This is a genomic window from Bacillus cereus group sp. BfR-BA-01524 (genome assembly GCF_022662595.1).
GTDB classification, from domain to species: domain Bacteria; phylum Bacillota; class Bacilli; order Bacillales; family Bacillaceae_G; genus Bacillus_A; species Bacillus_A thuringiensis_S.
This window is the reverse complement of sequence record NZ_JAKUDW010000013.1, coordinates 23,825-47,161: the sequence shown is the minus strand read 5'-3', so window position 1 is coordinate 47,161 and position 23,337 is coordinate 23,825. Positions and strand designations below refer to the sequence as shown.

Genomic DNA, 23,337 nt, shown 5'->3' with positions numbered 1-23,337 from the left:
TTTCTATACATAAATAATTAAAGTTAGTAAAATGATGAAAGTTATATGTGAGAAAAGAGGGTTTTTAGTGAAAATGAATAGAAGAAAACTAGTTTCAAATATTTCAATGGCTATGTTATTAGTTGGTTTAATTGCATTCATATTTATGAATAAAGAATCTAAAATTAAAGGTTTTCCAGTACCAATGTCAGCAATTCATATTAACGATGATAATGAAGAGGACTATCAATATATAAGTGTAATACCTATTACAAAAGCAAATGGATGGGAGAACTTAGGGGAAAACGGGCATACTGTTAGTTTTAAAAAAGGGGAGCGGAAGGTAACTGTATTACATTATCCAGGAGAAATTACGTATTCTATATTTGAAAAATAATTGATGATTAAAAAGATAGGGAGTAGATGATATTGTAGGATTGTTTACTTCCTATCTTTTTTAGTTTTTAATTCTGAATTGTTTGAATTAAAATTATTATGCGTATAGAATAAAATAGTATTTCTTATGAAAATAAGTGGATAGTTTACCAAGTATAAAAAATAGGATGTTTTATTGAATGATATAGATAATCAGTAAGGTATAATTATGTTATGTAAACTGCAAGTGGAATAAGAAAGCGAAGCAAGAGATTTGAATTTTTATATTCTAGATGTCTTTTTACAAGCTAAGTATTTCGGTAATCAACTTACAGCATTTACGGAGGGGCATCAAACTTCGAGTAAGTAAATGGATCGAATCATAAGGGGGAATTAAAAATGTTACTAAAAACAATCTACTGTAAGGTGGAAGAAGAGAAAAAAGAATTGTTTTCCAGTGCGCAAGAAAAATGGCGTGATATACAGCACCTAGATGGTTTTCATGGACAATTTGGTGGATGGAATGAAGATGAGGCATGTGTATTTACTTTATGGGAAGATAGAAGTGCATATCAATCATTTATGAATGGTGCTCACGATACAATTTATTTAAATAGTAATCAAGAGGATACGTTTCTTTCATGTGAAATTGAATTATTTCAAACGTTGTATGATATAACTGATATGCATTTGAAAGACGTTGTAGTAGAGGGAGCATTCGTAAGAGTTGCTATATGTGATGTAAAGTTGGAAAAGGAAAAGCATTTTTTACATAAGCAAGAAACAATTTGGAATAAAGGAATGGAAAAAGCAAAAGGAATGCTAGGTGGAGTAGTTGGAAAGTCTTTAAAAAATGAAAATCGTTACATAGTATTAACGTATTGGAAAGATGAAATAGCGCACCAACATTATGTGGAAGAGATTTTCCCAGATTTATATAAATTAGCTAATATTCATGAAGATATAGAAGAGATAAAAGGAAAACAAGCTGTATGTAAGGAAGAATGGCTTGTATATTAAACGATGAAAAAGTGCATAAATGATTGTATAATAACGATATTTTCTTATAAACAAGTAATTAATAGAAGACGTTATATACCCTTTCATGTTAATATATTTAAGTTATAATAGGAGGCTTACCCTTTTGTATTGTACGGTAGAAGCAGTGTGAGCTTGAAATTTTTTTTAGAAAAGGATGTGCCTAATTTGCGTATCAATAAATTTATTAGTGAAGCTGGAAAAGCGTCTCGACGTGGAGCGGATAAACTAATTAATGAGAGAAGAGTAATTATTAACGGTAAGGTTGCAAAAATTGGTGACCAAGTAAATCCAGGTGATGATGTACGAGTAAATGGAGAGCAGCTTCGAATTGCTCGAGATCACGTATATATCGCTTTAAATAAACCAGTAGGTATTACATGTACGAGTGAAAAAGCAGTAAAAGGTAATATTATCGATTTAGTGAATCATCCTTTACGAATTAGTCACATTGGACGTCTTGATAAAGACTCAGACGGTTTAATTTTGTTAACGAATGATGGTGATATCGTTAATGAAATTTTACGTGCTGAAAACAAACATGAGAAAGAATATATCGTTTCAGTAGATAAGCCAATTACTCCTGATTTCTTAGAGAAAATGGCAGCGGGTGTTAAAATTCTAGGTACAAAAACACTTCCTTGTGAGATCACACAGTTATCAAAATATGAGTTCAACATTATTTTAACGCAAGGGCTAAATCGTCAAATTCGCCGTATGTGTGAAGCTTTAGGTTATCAAGTATACACGTTAAAACGTACGAGAATTATGAATATCGAATTGAATAATTTACCAGTTGGACAATGGAGAGATTTATCGAAGAAAGAGAAAAGACGTCTATTTGCAGACTTAAATTACGAACCACAAGATTGGTAAAATTGAGAAGGGAAACCAAAAATCTATTTTTGGTTTCTTTTTTTATTAAAAAAAAATCATTTTTAAACACTTGCAAAAATAAAATGAATAAGATATAGTAAATAACAATTAATGGATGTACTTTTAAAAGCAAAGAAAAGGACACGAGTTATTTTACCCGGTTATACAGAGAAGGAAGGAAAGCTGAGAACTTCCTAACGCAGAAAAATAACTTACCACCTTAGAGCTGCACTAGGGAAATTAAGTATCTAGTGCCGTGTAAGCGACGTTATCGCAAAAGAAGCCATTATGTTTTTTGTGATGGGAATCTGGGTGGAACCACGGATATAAGCATATTCGTCCCTATATTTAGGGATGAATATGCTTTTTTGCATTCAATTTCATAATAAGCGAAGAAAAGGACACGAGTTATTTTACCCGGTTATACAGAGAGGGAAGGAAAGCTGAGAACTTCCTAACGCAGAAAAATAACTTACCACCTTAGAGCTGCACTGGGGAAATTAAGTATCTAGTGTCGTGTAAACGACGTTACCGTAAAAGAAGCCATTGTATGTTTACAATGGGAATCTGGGTGGAACCACGGGTAAAAGCACGCTCGTCCCTATGTTAGGGATGAGTGTGCTTTTTATTATGAAATGGAGAGATGAAAAATGAAAGAGCAAATGATTGAAATTAAATTTCCAGATGGTAGCGTTAAAGAATTTGTAAATGGAGTTACTTTAGAAGAAATTGCGGGATCCATTAGCAGTAGTTTGAAAAAGAAAGCAGTCGCAGGGAAAGTAAATGATGGGTTATATGATTTACGCCGAAATATTGAAGAAAATGCGGAAGTAGAAATCATTACTATAGATTCAAATGAAGGTGTAGAAATTGCAAGACATTCCGCGGCACATATTTTAGCGCAAGCTGTAAAAAGAATGTATGGTGATATAAATCTTGGGGTGGGGCCTGTTATTGAAAATGGATTTTATTATGATATGGATCTTCCAAGTAGTGTAAACGTAGAAGATTTACGAAAAATCGAAAAAGAAATGAAAAAGATTATAAATGAAAATATAAAGATAGAACGAGTTGAGGTTTCTCGAGAAGAAGCAGCAAAACTGTTTCAAGAAATGAACGATCGCTTGAAATTAGAACTTTTAGAAGCAATTCCTAGTGGGGAAAGTGTAACACTATATAAACAAGGTGAATTTGTAGATTTATGTAGAGGACCTCATTTACCATCAACAGGTTATTTGAAAGCATTTCAATTAACTCAAGTTTCTGGGGCATATTGGCGAGGTGATAGTAATAACCAAATGCTTCAGCGTATATATGGTGTTGCATTCTCTTCCCAAAAAGAATTAGAAGAGTATTTACATTTCGTTGAAGAAGCAGCAAAAAGAAATCATCGTAAGTTAGGCAATGAGCTTGAGTTATTTATGTTTTCTGAAGAGGCTCCGGGAATGCCGTTTTATTTACCGAAAGGACAAATTATTCGTAACGAATTGGAAGCATTTTTAAGAGAAATTCAAAAAGAGTACAATTATCAAGAAGTACGCACTCCGTTCATGATGAACCAAGAAGTATGGGAGAGATCAGGGCACTGGGGACATTATAAAGATAATATGTATTTCTCAGAAGTGGATAATAAAAGTTTTGCATTAAAACCGATGAACTGCCCAGGGCACATGCTTATGTTTAAAAATAAATTGCATTCTTATCGCGAATTACCAATTCGTATGTGTGAATTTGGTCAAGTACATCGCCATGAATTTAGTGGTGCGTTAAACGGATTATTAAGAGTACGTACTTTCTGCCAAGATGATGCACATTTATTTGTAACTCCAAAACAAATTGAAGATGAAATCAAATCCGTAATGGCGCAAATTGATTACGTATATAAAACTTTTGGATTCGAATATGAAGTAGAGCTTTCTACTCGTCCAGAAGATTCAATGGGTGACGATAAATTATGGGAGCAAGCAGAAGCAGCATTAGAAAATGTATTACAATCGCTAAATTATAAATATAGACTAAATGAAGGTGACGGTGCATTTTACGGGCCGAAAATTGATTTTCATATTAAAGATGCTTTAAATAGAAGTCACCAGTGCGGAACAATCCAGCTTGATTTCCAAATGCCAGAGAAATTTGATTTAAATTATATAGATGAAAATAATGATAAGAAAAGACCAGTTGTTATTCACAGGGCAGTTTTAGGGTCATTAGATCGCTTCTTAGCAATATTAATTGAGCACTTTGGAGGTGCGTTCCCGGCATGGGTGGCACCAGTTCAAGTGAAAGTAATTCCAGTTTCAAATGCAGTACATGAACAATATGCCAATGAGATTGCACATAAATTAGCAAAAGTTGGAGTTCGTGTTGAACAGGATGCACGAGATGAAAAATTAGGATATAAAATAAGAGAAGCACAAATGCAAAAAGTACCGTATGTTCTTGTTATTGGGGATAAGGAAATGGAAAATGGAGCTGTAAATGTACGTAAATATGGGGAAGAGAAGTCAGAAGTTGTTGCGCTAGATGTATTTGTGGCAAGTATTGAAGAAGAAATAAAGAATAGAAAATATTGATTGTAAAGAAAACACACTATTAGAAATTAGTGTGTTTTCTTTTTTATCTTACAAAAATGTAAGGTAAATGTAAGCGAAATCGAGGGAACGAGTTGTAGAAAAATGAGAATATGAAGTAGGAAATAGGTTCATGTTACGGGTGTAAACCTTATTGAATGAATAATTAAAAAATTCTTAAGAATTTACATGACAAAATAATAAGAAATATGTGAGAAATTGATTTTATACAAAAGGGATGGAGTGAAAGAGATGTCAACAAATGTAGTTACTGTAGAAAGTGTAGAAAAAACGTATGGGAAAAGAAATGAGAATCAGTCAAAAGCATTAAGAGGCGTATCGTTAAGTATTAAAGAAGGAGAATTTGTCGGGATCATGGGGCCTTCTGGATCTGGAAAAACGACATTACTTAATGTGATAAGTACACTTGACCAGGCGACAGGTGGTAGTGTGACGATAGCTGGAACAAATATTACTTCTATGAAAGGTAATGCATTATCAGATTTTCGATCTCAAAAATTAGGTTTTATCTTTCAAGATTTTAACTTACTAGAAAATTTATCAATTTATGAAAATATCGCTTTACCACTTTCTTTGCAAGGCGTACCGTCAAGTGAGATTACCGGAAAGGTAAATGACGTTGCAAAAAAATTAGGCATCACTGAAATTTTAACAAAATATCCGACGGCGGTTTCTGGAGGACAAAAGCAAAGAACAGCGGCGGCAAGAGCTTTAGTACATAATCCAGCAATTGTATTAGCAGATGAACCGACAGGAGCGCTTGATAGTAAAAATGCAAAAAGTTTATTAGAAGCGATGCAAGATTTACATGAAAATCATAATGTAAGTATTTTAATGGTTACACACGATGCATTTAGTGCAAGTTATTGTGAGCGTATTTTATTTATTCAAGATGGTCTTCTTTATAAAGAATTAAATCGTCAAGGCACTAGAGAGAATTTCTATCAAGACATTTTAGGTGTGCTCGCTCATATGGGCTCAGCTGCTGAGTCTAAGTAGGGGGCGAAACTATGTTATTTAAATTATCACGTCATAGTATGAAAAAGATGTTAAAAGATTATATGGTTTTACTTATTGGTCTCGTTATTAGTATTAGTATTTTCTACATGTTCCAAACAATGGCGATGAATAGTGAATTTACGAAAGATAATAGTCTAATTAGTAGTATTAGACTCGTCTTTTGGGTAGGTGCAATACTATTATCTTTCATTACTGTATTTTATATTATATATGCCAACTCTTTCTTGCTCACGTTAAGAAGAAAAGAACTCGGTATGTACATGATGCTTGGTGCGAAAAAGAAAAAAGTAGCACAGTTATTATTTATTGAAACATTCGGTATGGGTATTGTTAGTATTATTATCGGTATTTTAGTAGGGATGTTACTTGCAAGTGTAGCAGGGAATTTTTTAATGAATGGAATGGAAATTTCAGCAAAAGGTAGTTACGCATCTGTATACACACCAGCAATTTTAGTTACAGCTATTTTCTTCTTAATACTATTTTTCATTACTGGCTTAATGAACAGTGTCCGATTGTTACGTAAAACTGAACTAGAGTTAATTCGTGAAGATGAAACACTAGATGAAGTGAAGAAAAGTAAAACTCGCATTATTATAATGACAGTACTTGGTGTATTACTAGTAAGTACAGGGTACTATTTTATGATCAATGTAAAAATATATGCTGAATTAGGTTTTATTATAGCAACCATCGTTACAACACTTGGAACATATTTTATCTTTAGTTCATTACTCCCATTTTTTGTGATGAAAATTAAGGGGAATAAAAAACGAAATGAAACTGGTCTAAATAGTTTTACATATGCACAGCTACGCTTTCGAGTAAATAGTTTATCGAGAGTATTAGGTACTGTAGCAATGTTAATTGCACTAGGCGCAGGTGCGATGACGGCAGGTATGGCTTTCCAAAAAAATGTAGGTATTATGACAGACTTTTCTCGTGTATATGATGTTGTAATTCATGATCCGAATGATCAAGACAAAGCTGCCTTAAAAGAAATGGAAATTGTTGAAGAAAGCAAGTACAACTATAAAGTAGATGGAGAAGCGGTTTATTATTTACGTAACGACTTAACTGCGAAACCACCACTTGTTTCAGACCATTTTGATACAAAAACGTTAAAAGAGCCTGTTCGTAAACGTGTGACTGATCCTTTAACTGAACCTGTATATTCTGCTTTAGAGGCTCCTGAATTAGCAAAATTCCCTCGTATGCCAAAGGATTGGGAAGACGCAGTTGTAAGAGAGATACAAATTACGCATAATCAATTTAGCGGAAAACCAGTAAGAATTGCAGACGAAGAGCATTATAAAGGAATTCAAGGAACAGAACACACTGTAACATTAGCAAAAGTAGATGATATGAAAAAATATAAACCGTTATTGATCGAAATAGACAAGAGACAAAAAGCACAAATTGAAAAAGCAACAGGTGAAAAGGTAGACTTATTTACGAAAATGACAATTTATCAGTTTATGAACAGCTTCATGAGCGGAACAATGTTTATGGGATTTTTCCTCGGAATTGCCTTTTTAGCAATGATGGCAAGTTCCCTTATGTTCAAAATATTAACAGGTGCTTCTCGCGACGTACGCCGTTATGAAATGTTACGAAAAATTGGTGTGAGACGTAGTATGTTAACGAAAAGTATATATAAAGAAATTTCATATTTATTTATCTTCCCAGCGATCATTGGCATTTCTCACGTTTTAGTAGGGCTTAACTTATTTAGCTTTATATTAGTTGACCCGTTTGTGAAAGTGTGGGTGCCAATAGGAATTTTCTTAGTCATTTATTTCATTTATTACTGGATAACTGTTCAACTTTATAAAGGTATGGTAATGCCGAAAGAAGAGGTAGCTAAATAGTTTATGAAAAGAGTCCTTATGTTGAGAATAAGGGCTCTTTTTTTATGTTTTTTATAAAGAAGGAAAAGATTGGATAATGGTCGAAAAAGATAATGTAACTTCCAATAAATGACTGAAATAATACTATTTTGTCGAGAGAAAGGATACGAAGTATGAAAGAAATGCTACAGTTATTTCGCAACAAAGTGTATGCACGTTTTTTTCTAGCAAATATTTTAGAGCGACTCGGTTCTATGATTGCTGGAATTTCTTTAATGTTTTATTTGCTAGATCAATACGGAAAACAACCAGTTTACGCAACGATGACACAAATTATGATTGCATTACCTGCATTAATCTTTTTTCTATTGGTAGGGACAGTAGTGGATCGATTTGATAGACAACGTATATGTACAGTAAGTAACATATGTTGCTCGCTCTGTAATATTGGAATCCTAATTTCGCTTTATTACGGGATGATTATACTTGTCTTTATATTTTTATTTTTGGAAAATGCGTGTATACAATTTTTCTCTCCAGCAGAACAATCGATGATACAGGGAGTAGTTGAATCAGACCAATACGGTGCAGCAGCGGGTATTAATCAAATGGTAAATAGTTTGTATGCTTTGTTTGGTGTAGGAATTGCAACGATGGTGTACTGGACTTTTGGAATTTACGGGAGCATTTTAGTAAATACGCTCACTTTTATTATGAGTGGTATTTTGATTCAAACAATCTCCATTCCAGAAAAAGTTCGTTTACCAAATGGTAGAACAAAATGGAAAGAAGTTAATTTGAAGATGTTAATAACAGAGTTTAAAGAAGGGATTAGGTATATATACCAAAATGAAACTTTAAAAAAATTACTTTTAGGATTTATCGTATTTGGTTTATTAAATGGTGTTTTAAGTGTATCCACTACTTACATATTAAAATACAAACTAGCTCCAGAAACGTATGAAAGTTTAGCAATGGTGGGCGGTGTAGTTGGAGGGATTTCATTACTAATTGGAAGCATAGTAGCAACGAGTATAGGTAAGAAATATGCGCCAAAATCTATTATAGTTTTTGGTATGGCAGGCTCAGGAGTCTTCTTTGGTATGTGTTACTTTGTAAATTACGTATGGTCTTTTTATGTATGTATCGCTTTAGCGACATTCTTTTTACCGTTTATTAATGTTGCAATATCAGGATGGATGTATGAAATCGTAGAAGAATCGTTTATGGGGCGTGTTCAAAGTTTGCTAAGTCCATTAACGACAGGGTTTCAATTGTTATCTCTTGGAGCGATAGCTATGTTATTCCCGAAATGGATTGAGGCGGATACTTTGTATATTATTTTATTTGGTTTATTATTTTTTGTTACGTGTCTATACCAAGCTATTTTACCTAGTGGGCAAAAGCGAGTACATGTTGTAGCTAAAGAGATGTGACATATTTAGCTCTTTTTGTTTCTAGATATTCTATCGAATGGTAAGGGGTAATAGTTATGTTCATGCGAACTGCCAAGTGGTGTTGGATTACTTGTTTACAATTATTAGCTGCAATTCTATGTATAATCTGTTTAGGTGCGCTCCCTCGATTATTTAAGGGATTGCAAATTGATTTAATCGGTTTTTGGAACACGATTGTGTTTATTGGGGGAAAGTTACTCCGACCATGGGAAATTACATTTGGATTTCGAGACTCGAGGAAATTATTTCCACAAATATGGATTCATTATAGTGAAACTATGCTTGTATTTCTATCAGCTTTTTTACTATCTTTGCTTATAGCGTATGTACTTGTTGTTTGGGTATTGCAGCGTTCTCATATGAAGCAAAAAATGTGGAATGGAGTTTTTCTTACGCTAGAGAGTATACCGGATATATTACTTATTTTATTATCACAACTTCTTGTCGTAATTGTTTTTCAAAAAACAGGTTTTATGCCAATAAAACTTGCTGGATTAGGAGAAGAGAGAGTACGATTGTTACCGATTATATGTCTTACAATACCAACAACGTTATTATTTATTAAACTATTGTTATTACGTTTTAAAGAAGAAATGGAGAAAGATTATAGTATATTTGCGAAGAGTAAAGGACTAAGTTTGCAGCATATTTTAACACATCACGTTTCAAGGAATGTTTTATTGACAACAATCTACTATGCGAAAACAAACATTTTATTTATGCTATCCAATTTATATATTATCGAATGGATTTTCAATACATATGGAATGTTTGTTTTTGTAAAAGAAAATTCTAAATTAGAAATATTTACAGTGAGTCTAGTTATATTATACGTTCCACTTTTTATACTATTTCGTATATTACATACGCTTTTACAAAATGTTATAAGGGAGCGTGTGTAACATGTGGCAAGTTGTAAAAAGAGATGTGAGATTTTGGATAGGTGTTACTTTTCTGAGTGTACTAATGATTATTAGTATTGGATATACGTTATTTTTCGATGGGAATATTCGTGAACTTACGATGATGTATAACGAAAAAGGAGAACTAGAGGCTGCGCCATTTTCGCCATCAAGTAAATTTTGGTTCGGAAGTGATACGAAAGGCCGTGACCTTGTCCAATTAATAATAGAAGGCGCGAAATGGACAGTTGGAGCGAGTATAATTATAGCAACTTTACGAGTTATAGTTGGAGGAGGGATTGGGTTACTTCTTGGTATGTATGGTAAGCGATCTTTTCCGGTTATCTCATCCTTTTTTGATCCTTTTAGTATTGTACCGATGGTTATGATTTCTTATTTTATGTTAAATGAAGTTTTAACGTTTGATAGTGGAGCGGAAGTTGTGCCGTTGTATTTGCGGGTGACATTTCAAATTATAGTTCTTACATGTCTTGCTGTACCAACAGTTATGTTGTATGTAGCGCAAGAAGTTAAACGTATTAAGAAAGAAGAATTTATGTTGGCAGCCACTGTGCTTGGCGGGAGTAAGTGGCAGAGGTTGAAGCGCCATATATGGCCTCATATGTTGCCATCATTTCTTTTATTAGTAGCACAACAATTTGTGAGTACTTTATTACTTCTTTTACACCTTGGTTTGTTGCAATTATTTTTTGGTGGAACAATAACCTTCAGTGGAATGGATCCAGATAGTGTAACAAAAGAATGGACCGGCCTAATTGGTCAAAACTTCCGCCACTTAACTACTCATACATGGATTGTACTTATACCGATTGCTTTTTATAGTATGACAATTTTAGCTGGAAACTTAATTAGTAATAGTATGCAAGATGCGATTAAGTTAGGAAATGTGAGAAGGACAGAGAGGGAGAATAAAGAATTACAAGTAGAGAAACAAGTACAACCAACTATGAATGACTTTTCTTTTTATAGGGAGATACAAAAGTAAAGAAAGATAGCTGAAGACAAATCGTTTTCAGCTATCTTTTTTCGTTTATAGTGGAGGTAAATCAATCTTACCTTCTTCAAATAATTCTTTTATCATATGCTTCGTATAACCAGCGGCTTGACCAAATGTGATTTTTGCTGGCATTGGTGCTTCGTTAGCATCTACAACTACATCAATAATACACGGTTTATTTTGTTTTACTGCATTTTCGAAAGCGGGAAGTAGTTCATCTAAATTCTCAACACGGTATCCAATACCTCCACACGCCTCTGCATATTTTGCAAAATCAGGGTTCGTTAAGTCTGTTTCGAATTCGATATTACCCATAACTTCTTGCTCGAATTTAATCATCGCGATTTTATTATTATTTAATACGACGACAACGATTGGTAGTTTATATTTTACAGCTGTTACGAAATCATTCATCGTCATTCCAAATCCGCCATCACCACAAACTGCAAATACTTGTTTATCCGGGAATGCAATTTTTCCAGCAAGGGCACCAGGTAAACCGCAACCAAGTGTTGCGAGCCAGCTTGAAATGACAAATTGCTGGTTTGTCATACGGAAGTGTCTTGCGGTCCATACTGTTACATTTCCGACATCGACTGATAGAATTGCGTCATCATGTGCTACTTGCTGCAGAGCGTGCATAACGCGTTGTGGTTTAATTGGAATAGAAGAGTCTTCTTCTTGATCGTGTAATTTTTCTTCCCACTTTTTCATCATTTCTTGATGATGTTCTAAGAAGGAATGGTCTGTGTGTTTTTCAACATTTTCAATTAACCATCGCAATGTTTTATCAGCATCACCAGCTAAGCCAATATCTGTTGCATAACGTTTCCCGATTTGGGCAGGATCTGTATCGATATGGATTGTTTTAGCTTTTTCAGGTAAGAAACCAGTGAACGGATAAGAAGTACCAACCATAATTAAAGTATCCGCATGTTTCATTGCTTCATAAGAAGGTTTCGTTCCGATTAATCCTAATCCACCAATACAAAGAGGATGTTCATCAGGAATAACGCCTTTAGCTGGTAATGTAAGTACGATTGGAGCACCAATATGTTCTGCCAATGCAAGTAAAGATTCTCTTGCATGTTTTGCTCCTTTTCCAGCTAAAATAACAGGTTTTGTCGCTTCATTTATTGCAAGTTTCGCTGCATCTAAATCTTCTTCTTGCGGAAATAACTCAGGTAATGTAAAGGAAGTATTTGTAACACGAGCACCACTTTTCACTTCGAATTTTGGAACATCATCAGGAATCGTAAGAACGGATACACCTTTTTTCGTATAAGCCATTCGAATCGCTTGATTTACGACAGCAGGTAGTTGTTCTGCTGACATAATGCGCTGGTTATAAACCGCGACATCATCGAACATTCTTTCCAAGTTTACTTCTTGGAAAAAATCCGTTCCGAGTAAATCGGTTTCTACTTGACCTGAAATTGCTAGTACAGGAGCTTTATCGAGTTTCGCATCATATAAACCGTTTAATAAATGAATAGCTCCAGGTCCTGCGATTGCCATGCAAACGCCGAGTTTTCCTGTTAACTTAGCATAGGCAGCTGCTGCTAATGCACCAGCCTCTTCATGGCGAACTTGAATGAATTTAATTTTATCTTGTTTTTTTCTTAATGCTTCAATAATAGAATTGATGGAATCACCAGGCATACCGTATATATGTTCTACTCCCCAGTCAATTAATAAATCAACTAATGCTTCACCGGCTGTTTTTCCAAACATAATTGTTCCTCCTTATAATAGGTAGATAACATTATGTTTTGGATAAAAAGGAAAAATATACAAATAAGAAAATTTATCTGGTTATTTGTGATCTAAGAATCAGTTTGGGAGGCACAAAATTTTCACTTTAGCAACTTTAATGATGACCAGCGAATAAAGTGAACAATGTTATTAGTAAAAAACCACTAGTTGCCCACATTAGAAATGTAAGGAAAGAGAGCTGTTTCTTAGCTTTCCAAAGCATTTCATGAATTGTGACATATCCAAGTGAACCAATAGCACTTCCCATAATGAGGCCTTGCAGGTGAAGAGCTTTTCCTTCCATCAAAATGCCAAAAACTGTGCCAGTACCAAGAATAAGAGAAAGTAATAAAGTCGTTAATAAAAAGGAAATATATTTATGCTTTGTAAAGAGAAAGGGGATAATTAATGCTAAGCCTTCTGGAATATGGTGAATTACAATTGCAAGTAAGAAAGGAATGGCAGAATCATTATGATTTATAAAAGCTGTACCTAATGCAAATCCACTCGGCAAATTATGAATAAATATAGCGAAAGAGAGAAAAAGGAAAGTTTGCCATGCTTGTTGATCTTTTTTATGTATCATTGGATGATGACAATAGTTATCTAATAAGCTCATAACTAAAATACCGATGGCTATACCAAGTATAGGCCCAATCATTTCGTAGCTTGAAAATGTTTCAGGAATAATTTCAAGGGATAAAAGCCCAAGCAAAATACCGCCACATAATGCATATAAACGATGCATTTTTTCTTCAATGAGTTGGCGTGTTGCTACTCCAACAGCACCTCCTAATAGTAATCCACCGAACGAAAAAAATGTTACAATCATTGGGATCCATAAACGTTCCATAGTATCACACTCCGATTCTATTCCCTTATTTTTAGCTTACGAAAAGGAAAGTTAGATTAGTCCAAGTAATTGTGTTTGATTATAGAGAAAAAAGTAGTGATTCGTTATAATTTATATATTAAATTTAAGTGAGAAAATGAAAAGGGGAATTGGTTATGCAACAAATTAAAAAAATAGGAAACTCATTTTGGTATATGACACCTGTTTCTGAAACAGATAGACCTATCTTAGGAATGGTTGTTGGAAAAGAAAAAACTTTAATGATCGATGCAGGGAATTCAGAAGAACATGCACAATTATTTTTAGAAATGTTAAAAGAACAAAATGTATCGAATCCAGATTTCGTAGCACTAACCCATTGGCATTGGGATCATATTTTTGGATTGCCTGTACTACAAGATGCATTGTCTATGGCACATTCTGAAACGAAAAAAGAGATGAGTACACTTGTTTCTTATGAATGGACAGATGAAGCTTTGGACGCACGCGTAAAAGAGGGTACTGAAATTGCATTTTGTGCGGATTGCATCAAAAAAGAGTTTGAAGAAAAAGCGAGAAATATTAAAATCATTCCTCCAACTTTCACGTTCCAGGATCAAATTGAATTAGACCTTGGTGAAGTGACATGCGTGTTAAAACATGTGGGTGGAGATCATGCACATGATTCAGTTGTTATTTACGTGAAAGAAGAAAAGATATTATTTTTAGGAGACTGTATATATGCAGATATTTTTTCTTCGAAGTGGAACTATACGACGAAAAGAACGTTTAAATTGATAGATGAATTAGAGAAATTTGATGCTGAGACATATATTCTCTCTCATGGAGAAGCGATGAATCGAGAGGAGTTTTTACAAGAGATTCGTATGTTAAAAACAGTAGGAACTTATACAGAAGCTCATAAAGGTGATGAAGAGAAGATAAAGGCAGCGTATAAACAAGAACTAGATAGAGAATTAAATGAAGATGAGTTAGAAACAATAACTTATTTTGTCAATGGTTATGAAATGAATAATCAATAAGACACTACATTAATCCAATATAATTAAATTGCACAAAAAGAGTATTGAAATTTAATTCAATACTCTTTTCAATAGTTAAATATGTAGTTTCAACCAAATTCTAAATATAGGGGTTCATCGTCTGAAGTGATTTTATTCTATTTATTTTTCGTATAGATAGTGGTTCAAGTAGAAGCTTTCTTTGCTAATTCAGTAATATATTCAAAGAATACATCACGTTTTACATCATAAACGACATTTACAGGTCGTCCATCAGCAGTTTCCTCTGTACGCCCCTGGCTAGGTCCATATGTATGAACAATACTATTAATCGTTTCAGTTTTTGCAAGGCTAGTGTTTCCGACAAGCGCGGTAGTTAGTACATCCCATAAATAGTAGGTAGAGTTCGTTGAGAAGTGAACGAGAGGGGGGACCATTGCATAACATTGACCAAGGAAATCAACACCAATATACTTTCTCTCTTTTGCCCACTGTTCACGTATGTCTATAGTTAACGGAACTTGGTTTGTACTTTCTAGTGTCACTAAGTCGATTTTAATTTTTGCATCCCATACACGAGCTACTGCTTCAGGGTCCCAAAACGAATTCCACTCAGCTGTTCCATCATGCTCTGGTTCATGTACATTGCCTGCTGTAAGAAATGTACCACCCATCCAAACGAGACGTTCAATTTTATCTTCAATTATGGGAGCTTCATATAATGCACGAGCAAGGTCAGTTAGGGGCCCGGTAAATAATAAAGTTGTTTTTCCTTCCGTTTGTAGAAGCGTTTCTATTAAATGGTGATGTGCAGGCTTTGCTGCTACAGGTGTTACAACTTTTCCAGCCTCATTTAAAATTGGTAAAGCATCTACATAAAATGCATGCATCCGCCAGTCTTTCGGAAACGGATTTTGCCCACGAGAGTTTGAAGCGGCTACTGCAATATTACCTTCGCCGAAGCGATCAATAATTTTACGACTTGCAGACATTGCAGGTTCTAAATAGCAGTCTGCTGGGATAACAGATACACCGGTAAGTTCAACGTTTTCCATTTGAAGTAATAAAAATAATGAAATTAAATCATCTACGCCGCCATCATGATTGAAGTATACTTTTTTCTTCATTGTAATCTCCATCCTATATAATTTAGTTAGAAATTAAATATGAATTGAGGAAAAGTCATCAATAATTTCCACCACTTCAATTTCTCCATTAATCAGTAGCTCAGGAAGCTCATTTCTAATATTTCCTTTCCAATACTCTCTAGCTTGTTGGATTTTTTGAGAAAAAGGAATACCATCTTCTTTCGGTAAAAGATTACCGTCACCTTCAAAAGAACTTCCGATTACTCGTAGTTTAACAATCTGTAAAACTTCTCGATTGTAAGAATCAAATAATGCTTTCCATTTTAAAGCATCTTCGTAGCTTTTTGAAGCGTATAAAAGGGTATTCAGGGAATTCTTGTAGTCTAACCATTTCTACAATTGTTTCTCTAACTGCTCTAATTGTTTGATCCATATAACTCATAACTACTGTAGCATTTTCATTATTTATATGTAATTCGTCATTTTTATAGTGATTATTTAAAATTTGTATGCCATCTTCACCATTAGCATTTAATTGTTCTCTTTCAAAAAAGAAGTGATATAGAGTATTTTGTTGATTTTTGTTAAAAGGAATCATTTGTCCGATATGCATTTTTTTCCTTGTTACGATGTGATATGCGTAAAATTCTGCTTCATTCATGGTTATCCTCCTAGTAATAATGTAATGCAATGTTAAATTTAGTAATTCAACATTGAAATATATAAAACCTTTATAAGTAAAAGTGAGAATTTGAGTTGAAAGTAAAGAAAATATATGAAAACGTTTTAAATTTGTTCACAAAATGTTCACTTACGAAGGGGTTTCCAATGTCGATATAATGACAAAGACTCAAAGAGAAAGGATGATGAAATTTGCCAACAACAAGAAAGGAAAACCTCCAATTTGGCATGATGATGTGCCTTGGAATGGTTATCGTAATGACGTTTTACAATTTACTAATGAATGAAACAGGAGGACCAATTTATATTAAAGAGATTGCATTAGAACTATTAATTTGCTTTATTATTGCGCTATTAATTGAAATATGTATCGTTGGACCTTGTGCGAAAAAAATTGTATTGATGTTACCGTTTGATAAATCTAAGAAAACAAATATTATCATTGCGATGGCAACGGCTATGGTAATCGGAATGGTGTTCTTTATGTCATTTTTCGGTATGGCTATGATGTATTTACATGGTGGACTACAAGGAGATTCATTTGTTTCAATTTATTTTTCGATTTTTATTAAAAATTTCATAATGGCATATCCATTACAATTAATTATTATGGGACCGCTTGTACGTTTCTTATTTGCAAAGTTTGTTATGAAAAAGAAATCTTTTAATGTAGCGTAATCTAATTAATAAAACATTATATATAAATAATAAGAATAAATACATCTCGCATTTTTGAGGTGTGTTTTTTTTTCATTCCAAGTTATTTTCATAGTGATGTGACATTTGTCCTTTTGCCATTATAGGATGATGGTTTTTAATTAAGTCAGAAATAAAGGATGAGGAGATGATTTTTTGAAAGGTATTCTATTTGCTGTTTTTGCGGGGATATTTATAACGCTTCAAGGAACCTTTAATGCGAAACTTAGTTCACATATCGGTATATGGTCGACGAGTATTATAACCCATTTAATTGGATTCATTATTGCAACAACTGTATTTTTGTTAAAGAAAGAAGAGAAAGTAACAGATTTAAAGAGTGTAAAAAAAGTATATTTAGTAGCGGGTGCATTTGGTGGATTCATTATTTGTGCAGAAACTATGTCGATATATTCACTAGGAGTTACATTGACAGCTGGCACACTAATGGTTGCTCAATTGTTAACGGCAACAGTTATTGAAATGAAAGGACTGTTTCATATAAAAAAGATACAGATGGAGAGATATCATATTGTGGGAACAATAGTAATGATTATAGGTATTGTTGTATTTAATATGTAAATGAAAGGAGAAATGCATATGGAGGATAGATCAGGTTTAATTACGCATTATTTGAAAATCAATAAAACGCTTGAGATTTTTTCAGAAATAGATACATCTTATTTTCAATTAAATCACTTTGAAAAAGGCGAGCTTATTTGCAATATAGATGACGAAATGAATCGTTTATATTTTGTTGTTAAAGGTAAAGTAAAAGTTTACACGATTACACCTGAAGGGAAGAAACTAATCCTTCGCTTTATCAATCCACTCGCAATTGTTGGTGATATTGAATTAATTCAAAATAGCAAAGCACATAATGTCGTTGAAGCTTGTTCAGATGTTGTAGCAATTTCCATTTCTAATACGGTTATTAGAAACAAGTTATTACATGATCCTATATTTATGAAGTTCTTACTTGAAAACATTGCGAACACGTTAAAAATATCGACTCGTTTTACTGCTCTTAATTTACTTTATCCTGTAGAAGTACGTGTAGCTAGTTATTTACTTTCAATTTCAACAGATAGTAACGGGAATATGTACAAAGGTGATTTGGATACGACTTCGGTAACAAGTATTGCAGACTTTATAGGGGTAAGTTATAGGCACGTAATTCGGGTATTACAAAGATTTTATAATGAAAAATTAATTAAAAAAAGTAATGGAGTTATTGTCATTAAAGATTTTTCTAGAATGAAGGAAGTCGCTAAAGATAATATATATGAGCAATGAAAGGGAGAGGAAGATTTTGATTGGATTTAGTTTAGCTATATTAGCAGGAATATTAATTAGCTTACAATCTGTTTTTAATGCAAAAGTAAATGAAAATGTAGGACAGTGGTTAACGACTACATGTGTCCTTGGAATAGGTCTCATTAGTTCTATTCTATTTTATATCATTACAGAAAACAGTATTAACATTAAAGTGTATACTACAAATTATTTGTTTTATGTAAGTGGACTGTTTGGCATTGGATTAATTATTTGTATATTGGGTGCAATAAAGAGTTTAGGTCCAGCGTATACGGTGCTAATTAGTCTTATTACTCAATTGGTCGTTGCATTATGCATTGATACATTCGGATTATTTGGAATGGAGAGCATGCCATTACAAATAAATAAATTAGTTGGTATAGGCTTATTAATTGTGGGAGTAGGGATTTTTAAAAATCTATTTTCGAATAAGAAAGCTATTCATATAAGAAAGGATAGGGTTTAAAGAATTTAAAGGTAAAAGCTGTTAATGGTCAGAACATATACATTTAAATAGTAGTAAGTGATTCAATATATGTTGCAAGATGGTGTACATGATTTGAAAATCGATGAGATTCAACATTTTAGCTCCCACGTAAAGCGCATGCAAGATTTTATCCCGCATTAACGGGCAGTAAGACCCCCACCTGAAAATTCAGCGAAAGCAAAGAAGTTAGGTGGGGAGCGGGCTGCCCGTAAAAACCCGATTGGTGAGGGCTGATAATCAGTGGGGGATGAACAAAACCCCTACTGATTAAAGTTTCACTTTATAAAATTTTTCGGCTATCCAATAACAAAAGAGAATTCTAGAATCGCACAAGGATAGAGGTGTGTAAAAACGAATAGGTTTATAGAATGAAAAGGGAGATTCCTTGTGAGATTAAATTTTTGATTTTGAAGTAATTCAAAATCTTAGCCAGATGCCTATGTAGCGGTACCTCATAATAAAAAGGCAGGAACATATCAATTATGTTTCTGCCTTTGATTTTATTAAGATTAACATTTATGACCTAAGTATAAATGTATTGAGCTCTTCTTTATTTATTATTTTTTGAACCGTAAATGAACAAACTTCAACATTTTTATTAAGTTTACAATTCTCATCATTATACGCGTACTACCATCCCAATCTTTATTTGTAGCTATATCTTTAAAAAAAGGGGAGCAGCTTAATACTTTTATTGTAGAGGACCATTTTTCTATTGATTTTGGATTGTTTACGTAAAAATACATCATAGCACCGTTATTACCGGATTTCTTTACAGTAGCATTCGAAAGATTCAGTGCGAACTTTGATTCAGCGTCAAAATATAATTCTCCTCCAGGGAAACGTTTTGACATAGCGACTATGATCTTTTTTAAATCTTCTTCTTTAAAGTAATAAAACACACCTGCTGATATAAAAAGAATTCCGTCGTTTGGATTATATTTTATATCGTCAAACCAAGAAGTATCAAAAAATGATTTAGCAATGCTAATGTTTCTAGGGGTATCTTCAATTAAAGTTTTGCGAAAAGAGATTGCATCAGGCAAATCAAGGTTGTACCAATGTATTGTACCGTTATCGATTCTTGAAAAAGTAGTGTCAAGTCCGGAACCGATGTTGACAATAGTAGCATTCGGGTGTTTTATTATAAATTGTTTTATCGTATCGTCAATTTTTCGTGCACGTGTAATGTATGTGATACATCCGTATTCGCCAAATGTATTTGCTATTGTTGAGAAGTCAAAATCACATTCTTTAATAATTCGAATAGCTTCTATATCATCTAAAATATCCTTATTTTTCTCACTGCCATATGCTCTTCCCCATAGTGGAATAAGCATTGTACCTTGTACAGATTGCAAATCTAATTCTTTAACCATGAAACATCCTCCGTTTAATAATAAACAATATATTTAGTCGTTATTTAACATTTTTGAGAGCATTGTATTTGTTTTATATAGTCCATAAGTTAAATCCCGCCTATCTTCTTCAGATAACTTTTCGAGGTTTACTGTGAAATTATTATATATTTGTTTCCATCTCTCATAATGTACTTTTTCAGCTTTTTCTGTCAGAGAGATTAATATAGCTCTTTTGTCTACCATATCTTGCTTTTTTATGATGTATCCGTTTTGTTCTAAGTTACGCACTGTTACACTTAATTGTTGTTTAGGGATGTTTAAATAACTAGCAATCATTTTTAAGTTTACAGGCACCTTTTGCTGGGCGATATACTCTACTACGTGTTGTTCTAAATGTGTAAATTCTGAGGATTTCTCCGATAGTAATTTAAAAGTACCTGACATATTTAATAATAAATTCATGTATTCGTTTAATAATTCGTTTTGGTTCATTGTTTTTGATTCCTTTATGAGTTTAGTTATTATTTTATTACTAAATTCACTATAAATCAATTGAAATTACTATTTATAGTAAATTAACGTTTACTAATAACTGTTTTTTTGAATTTATGTGGACTGAATTATGAAGGTGCGAGAAGTGGTTTTAGGGAACGAGAATATAACCGAATATAAAATATTACTAAACATATATAACTAATGAATACAATGTCTTTTTCAGTTATTAAGTTGTAAATCATTTTATGATAAAATCTTTTACATAATTTAATAAAGGGGTAGTTTTCAATGGGTTATTTCTCGAATGGTTTATTAGTTTTGTTTGTGCTAATCGTATGCAGTTGTATATTTTTTGGTTGATAATATAATGAGAGTCTTATATAAAAGAAGTTATCTTAAGTGAGATAACTTCTTTTTATTTTATGTTGAGAAGGAATTCTATCTTTCTTATTGAAGTTTGTTCTAGTTATTTTTACATCGATCAGATTTGTGTAATGGGAATTTTATGAAATATAAACAAGCCAGAGAATAGGGAGTATTTACATGGAAAATAGTATACGCTACACAAGTGAACATCCTACAGATTTTAATGGATTATTATCCTTATACGAATCTTTAGAATGGAATTCTCTTAAATTAACGGTTAACGAGTTAGAACGAATGTGTACACAAAGTTGGTATGCAATATATGCATTTAAAGAGGAACAATTAATTGGGATGGGGCGTGTTATATCCGATGGAGTAATAACAGGCGTTATTTGTGGTGTATGTGTATTGCCAAAATATCAGTCCATTGGTATTGGGAAAGAAATAGTGGAACGATTAATCCAGCACTGTGAACAAAATAAGGTTATTCCACAACTTATGTGTGTAGAAAAATTGCAATCTTACTATGAATCTATAGGGTTTGAAGCATTCTCTATTGGGATGACAAAACATATTATAAGATAGAAGTGCTTTATCCCGCTATTTGCCGGGTAGTAAAACCCCACAGATTAAAGTTTCACTTTATATTTTCAGTTTACTCGTACATATTTTCAAACTTCAACATAAAGGAGAATGGCTATATGGAGATTGCTAAAGGGATAGAAATGTTACAACTTGAATTTCAAGAATTTGTTATTCATCCAATTCTTTTATGGGATGATGAAATGGCAGTATTAATAGATACGGGTTTCCCAGGGCAAATTGAAGATATACAAGTAGAGATGGAAAAGGTTGGGGTATCATTTGATAAGTTAAAAGTCGTGATTTTGACGCATCAGGATATTGATCATATAGGTAGTCTTCCAGAGTTGTTGCAGCGCTGTCGAAGTAATATTAAAGTTTATGCGCACGAACTAGATAAGCCATATATCGAGGGGGATTTACCTTTATTGAAGGACGGAAATATAGAGAACCGACCAAAAGGAAAAGTGAGTGATACTGTGATTGACGGGCAAGAACTTCCGTATTGCGGTGGAATACTAATTCTTCATACTTCAGGGCATACTCCGGGTCATATTAGTTTATATTTGAAACAAAGTAAAATTCTTATTGCAGGAGACTCTATGTATAGTGTGAATGGGATGTTAGGAGGAATTCATGCCCCAACAACTATAAATATTATGGAAGCACGACAGTCTTTGAAGAAGTATTTAAATCTAGATATTGAATCTGTAGTTTGTTACCATGGGGGATTAAGTAAGGGGAATATAAAGATTCAGCTTCAAAATTTGTAAAAGGTAAAGATAATAATTTTTTAATAATGGATGCTAAAGTGTAGTCTAATTGTTGATATATAAATAAAACACTTAAATGATAAAAAAGCATGTTTGAAAAAATTCAAACATGCTTTTTTATTAAAGGAAATCTATTTAATATGAATGACCTAGACCGTTCCAATAAAACGAAACAATTTCTTCTGCTAATTCATCTATATTTGCAAGAATAGGATTATGATTTTCATCTTTAAAATTCCCAATTGATAATAAAGATACGAAAGCATGAGCCGCAAATTTAGCGTTTCCTTTCGGAATTTCTCCGATGTGCATCGCATTATCGAGTGCTTTTTCTAGTACTTCATACATATTATCTTCAGCATTTTTTAATTCTTTCAATTGTTCTTCAGATAACGACAGTTTTGCATCTTTCATAAAATTTTTCATATCAATATCCATCGTTGCGTGTAAGTAAACTTTAGCGAAGTCTAATAATCTTTCTTCTAACGTTTTGTTTGTAGAGAGTATTTGAGACATATTCTCACGTATACGTACCATCATTTCGATCATAGTAGCGGTAAATAAATCGGCTTTTGTCGAATAGTAATAGTAGACAGTTGCTTTCGTAACACCACAAACTTTTGCGACCTCATCCATAGAAACGACTTGATAATTTTGCATAAGAAATAAGCGGGTTGCCACTTCTAAAATGGTTGCTTTTGTAGATTTTGTATTTTTATTTTGACGCGGCCTTCCGAGAGGACGTTGTTTTTGTTCCAAATACATTCGCTCCTGAC

The 23,337-nt window shown here is 33.2% G+C and carries 22 protein-coding genes, 1 pseudogene and 2 other annotated features; of the genes and pseudogenes, 16 read left to right on the top strand and 7 right to left on the bottom strand.

Annotated elements, in window-relative coordinates:
• The first annotated feature begins 31 nt into the window (after nt 1-31).
• From MR170_RS06585 to MR170_RS06545, 9 genes are all read left to right on the top strand, one after another.
• The gene (locus tag MR170_RS06585; protein ID WP_142333861.1) at nt 32-376 is read left to right on the top strand and encodes a hypothetical protein; all 345 of its coding nucleotides are present in this window, start codon (nt 32-34) and stop codon (nt 374-376) included.
• Nucleotides 377-753: 377 nt separating this feature from the next.
• Nucleotides 754-1,374: a YdbC family protein gene (locus MR170_RS06580; protein ID WP_016081706.1), complete on the top strand. Its 621-nt coding sequence runs from the start codon at nt 754-756 to the stop codon at nt 1,372-1,374.
• A gap of 186 nt (nt 1,375-1,560) precedes the next feature.
• Nucleotides 1,561-2,268, top strand: a complete 708-nt coding sequence (locus MR170_RS06575; protein ID WP_029442257.1) for a pseudouridine synthase — start codon at nt 1,561-1,563, stop codon at nt 2,266-2,268.
• 123 nt (nt 2,269-2,391) lie between these two features.
• Nucleotides 2,392-2,615, top strand: a binding site (T-box leader).
• 36 nt (nt 2,616-2,651) lie between these two features.
• Nucleotides 2,652-2,874, top strand: a binding site (T-box leader).
• Nucleotides 2,875-2,918: 44 nt separating this feature from the next.
• On the top strand, nt 2,919-4,841 hold the full coding sequence (gene thrS / locus MR170_RS06570) for a threonine--tRNA ligase (protein ID WP_242307788.1): 1,923 nt from the start codon (nt 2,919-2,921) through the stop codon (nt 4,839-4,841).
• A gap of 249 nt (nt 4,842-5,090) precedes the next feature.
• A complete protein-coding gene (locus MR170_RS06565) occupies nt 5,091-5,858 on the top strand; it encodes an ABC transporter ATP-binding protein (RefSeq protein ID WP_000106426.1) in 768 nt (255 codons plus the stop codon).
• Between the two features lie 11 nt (nt 5,859-5,869).
• Nucleotides 5,870-7,750 (top strand): FtsX-like permease family protein, encoded by a 1,881-nt coding sequence (locus tag MR170_RS06560; RefSeq protein WP_016081703.1) that lies wholly within the window; start codon nt 5,870-5,872, stop codon nt 7,748-7,750.
• 143 nt (nt 7,751-7,893) lie between these two features.
• Nucleotides 7,894-9,165 (top strand): MFS transporter, encoded by a 1,272-nt coding sequence (locus MR170_RS06555; RefSeq protein ID WP_254907413.1) that lies wholly within the window; start codon nt 7,894-7,896, stop codon nt 9,163-9,165.
• 56 nt (nt 9,166-9,221) lie between these two features.
• The gene (locus MR170_RS06550) at nt 9,222-10,088 is read left to right on the top strand and encodes an ABC transporter permease subunit (protein ID WP_016081701.1); all 867 of its coding nucleotides are present in this window, start codon (nt 9,222-9,224) and stop codon (nt 10,086-10,088) included.
• A gap of 1 nt (nt 10,089) precedes the next feature.
• Nucleotides 10,090-11,094: an ABC transporter permease subunit gene (locus tag MR170_RS06545; RefSeq protein ID WP_242307786.1), complete on the top strand. Its 1,005-nt coding sequence runs from the start codon at nt 10,090-10,092 to the stop codon at nt 11,092-11,094.
• A 45-nt stretch (nt 11,095-11,139) separates the two neighbouring features.
• Here the strand turns inward: MR170_RS06545 and MR170_RS06540 are convergent, their stop codons facing one another.
• A complete protein-coding gene (locus tag MR170_RS06540; RefSeq protein ID WP_016081699.1) occupies nt 11,140-12,840 on the bottom strand; it encodes a pyruvate oxidase in 1,701 nt (566 codons plus the stop codon).
• A 136-nt stretch (nt 12,841-12,976) separates the two neighbouring features.
• Nucleotides 12,977-13,714 (bottom strand): ZIP family metal transporter, encoded by a 738-nt coding sequence (locus tag MR170_RS06535; RefSeq protein ID WP_016081698.1) that lies wholly within the window; start codon nt 13,712-13,714, stop codon nt 12,977-12,979.
• A gap of 155 nt (nt 13,715-13,869) precedes the next feature.
• On the opposite strand from MR170_RS06535, the gene MR170_RS06530 reads away from it, so the two are divergent.
• On the top strand, nt 13,870-14,736 hold the full coding sequence (locus MR170_RS06530) for an MBL fold metallo-hydrolase (RefSeq protein ID WP_242307784.1): 867 nt from the start codon (nt 13,870-13,872) through the stop codon (nt 14,734-14,736).
• 164 nt (nt 14,737-14,900) lie between these two features.
• Here MR170_RS06530 and MR170_RS06525 read toward each other — a convergent pair whose 3' ends face one another.
• Together MR170_RS06525 and MR170_RS06520 are read right to left on the bottom strand one after the other, a co-directional pair.
• Nucleotides 14,901-15,854 (bottom strand): nucleoside hydrolase, encoded by a 954-nt coding sequence (locus tag MR170_RS06525; RefSeq protein WP_080681762.1) that lies wholly within the window; start codon nt 15,852-15,854, stop codon nt 14,901-14,903.
• Between the two features lie 21 nt (nt 15,855-15,875).
• Nucleotides 15,876-16,464, bottom strand: a pseudogene (locus MR170_RS06520) (DUF2441 domain-containing protein).
• Between the two features lie 212 nt (nt 16,465-16,676).
• Between MR170_RS06520 and MR170_RS06515 the strand changes: the two are divergent.
• The 4 genes from MR170_RS06515 to MR170_RS06500 all read left to right on the top strand — a co-directional run bounded on the left by MR170_RS06515 (nt 16,677) and on the right by MR170_RS06500 (nt 18,963).
• Nucleotides 16,677-17,162, top strand: a complete 486-nt coding sequence (locus tag MR170_RS06515) for a DUF2798 domain-containing protein (protein WP_242307783.1) — start codon at nt 16,677-16,679, stop codon at nt 17,160-17,162.
• A gap of 174 nt (nt 17,163-17,336) precedes the next feature.
• Entirely contained in the window at nt 17,337-17,762 is a 426-nt protein-coding gene (locus MR170_RS06510) for a DMT family transporter (protein ID WP_050843495.1), read from the top strand.
• A gap of 18 nt (nt 17,763-17,780) precedes the next feature.
• The gene (locus MR170_RS06505; RefSeq protein ID WP_242307782.1) at nt 17,781-18,476 is read left to right on the top strand and encodes a Crp/Fnr family transcriptional regulator; all 696 of its coding nucleotides are present in this window, start codon (nt 17,781-17,783) and stop codon (nt 18,474-18,476) included.
• A gap of 16 nt (nt 18,477-18,492) precedes the next feature.
• The gene (locus MR170_RS06500) at nt 18,493-18,963 is read left to right on the top strand and encodes a DMT family transporter (protein ID WP_029442268.1); all 471 of its coding nucleotides are present in this window, start codon (nt 18,493-18,495) and stop codon (nt 18,961-18,963) included.
• A 578-nt stretch (nt 18,964-19,541) separates the two neighbouring features.
• Here the strand turns inward: MR170_RS06500 and MR170_RS06495 are convergent.
• Together MR170_RS06495 and MR170_RS06490 are read right to left on the bottom strand one after the other, a co-directional pair.
• Nucleotides 19,542-20,363 (bottom strand): class I SAM-dependent methyltransferase, encoded by an 822-nt coding sequence (locus MR170_RS06495; RefSeq protein WP_016081690.1) that lies wholly within the window; start codon nt 20,361-20,363, stop codon nt 19,542-19,544.
• Between the two features lie 33 nt (nt 20,364-20,396).
• Nucleotides 20,397-20,837 carry a MarR family winged helix-turn-helix transcriptional regulator gene (locus tag MR170_RS06490; protein ID WP_016081689.1) on the bottom strand — a complete coding sequence of 147 codons (441 nt, stop codon included), beginning with the start codon at nt 20,835-20,837 and terminating at the stop codon, nt 20,397-20,399.
• A 546-nt stretch (nt 20,838-21,383) separates the two neighbouring features.
• Between MR170_RS06490 and MR170_RS06485 the strand changes: the two genes are divergently transcribed.
• On the top strand, nt 21,384-21,791 hold the full coding sequence (locus MR170_RS06485) for a GNAT family N-acetyltransferase (RefSeq protein ID WP_048564081.1): 408 nt from the start codon (nt 21,384-21,386) through the stop codon (nt 21,789-21,791).
• A 116-nt stretch (nt 21,792-21,907) separates the two neighbouring features.
• Nucleotides 21,908-22,561 (top strand): MBL fold metallo-hydrolase, encoded by a 654-nt coding sequence (locus MR170_RS06480; RefSeq protein WP_029442269.1) that lies wholly within the window; start codon nt 21,908-21,910, stop codon nt 22,559-22,561.
• 135 nt (nt 22,562-22,696) lie between these two features.
• Here MR170_RS06480 and MR170_RS06475 read toward each other — a convergent pair whose 3' ends face one another.
• Entirely contained in the window at nt 22,697-23,320 is a 624-nt protein-coding gene (locus MR170_RS06475; protein ID WP_242307781.1) for a TetR/AcrR family transcriptional regulator, read from the bottom strand.
• Nucleotides 23,321-23,337 lie beyond the last annotated feature (17 nt).